The following is a 1,470-nucleotide window of genomic DNA, read 5'->3' as shown; positions in this document are numbered from 1 at the left end:
GCGGAATTGTCGGCGGTCATGATCGTCGTGCCGGTACCCACCTGGCTGATCGTGCCAGTGCCGAGAACGAGATTATCGAAGCTGAATGTGTCTGAGCGGTTGAAGGCGAGCGTCCCGGCACTGGCGGTGGTGAGATTACCGATGACGCTGCCGCTCGTGCCGCCATTGCCAAGCTGCAGGGTGCCGTCCTGGATATCCCAGTTCGTGGTGGCCGTGCCGGTGCCGGTTAGTGCCCAAGTGCTGGCGCCGGTCTTCTCGAAGGTATCGAAGTTCTGGTATTGCGGGCCGATAGCGGAAACGTCGAAGATGTCGTTGCTGGTGCCACCGAGGCGGAAGATGTCGCCCGCCGACGTGGCATTGGCGAGCACATTGCCTTCGATCACAGAACCTGCCTGCAGCTCGAGTGTGATTGTGCCTGTCGTCGGGGGTACATTCCATCGGATCGCGGCGGCCTGGCCGGCGCCTGCCCGGATCGTGCCGCTGTTAACAAGATTTAGTCCAACTGTGTTGCCGCTGACAGCAATCCCAACCCCTCCGGTCCCTCCTTCAATCGTTCCGGTATTAACAAGCGGGTTGGTTCCAACCCGGAAAAGGACTCCAGCGGCATCAGTTAATCCGCCGTTGACTGGTCCTGAGCCACCGCGGATCGTTCCGTGGTTGACCAGCGTGTTGTTGCCAGACGGAGTGCCTATATCGACGCCAATGCCCCCACTTGCAGTCTGGCTGTCTCCTCCCTGAATGAGGCTGTTGTTGGTTAGTGTCGAGCCTGAACCGACTCTGGCGCCCGTTCCCCCGACGTTTACAATTCCGGTTCCGCCGGTGATTGTGCCATTGTTGACCAAATTCGAAGAATTTTGCAGCTGAGTGCCTAAACCACCAGTACCTCCTGCTCCGCCGCCGTTACCGCCAGTAATCGACCCATTGTTGATTGCCGAGGCGGCAAAATTCAGGGACAGGCCGATACCACCGGCGGCGTTAGCCGCCGGACTGGCATTGGCACCGGTGACCGTGCCTACAAACGTCAAGGCGGTGCCGCTATTATTTGACAAGCCAGCTCCACCCGTAAGGGTAAAGCCATGTGTGTCAATTGTCATCGCCTTGGAGGGGATGGGAAGGAAGCCCCCTGTCACTGCAAAATCATTGCTCAGCAAAATCGTCGCGGTAGTATCCCCATCCACATTCGCGTCAGTGATAGCTTGGCGCAGTTGGGTGTCATTGGCGACGAGATAGGTTCTAGCCGATGCCGGTGACGGCAGCAGGCAGCCAATCGCCAGTGCGACCGAGCAGGCTCCCGCCAGCAGTTTTTCCTTGCTGGTGAATAGAATTCCAACGGCTTTGCCGCTCATAATCGCCCCCGAATGATCTGCCCCGACTAGTCCAAAAGTACTACACGCGATTCGAAGGCATCCGCAACCTTCGGTTGAGATAACAGAATAGTGTGATTAATGGATTCTTCTTTTAGTTGCTGTG

1 pseudogene is annotated in these 1,470 nt (G+C 57.6%); it reads right to left on the bottom strand.

Going from position 1 to position 1,470, the window contains the following annotated elements:
• Nucleotides 1-1,346, bottom strand: a pseudogene (locus tag ACXJ5O_RS26815) (hypothetical protein); the annotation flags it as partial.
• Nucleotides 1,347-1,470: the final 124 nt, after the last annotated feature.

The organism is Phyllobacterium sp. P5_D12 (assembly GCF_054049495.1).
The sequence above is the reverse complement of the archived record's forward strand: the minus strand, read 5'-3'. Positions and strand labels throughout refer to the sequence as shown.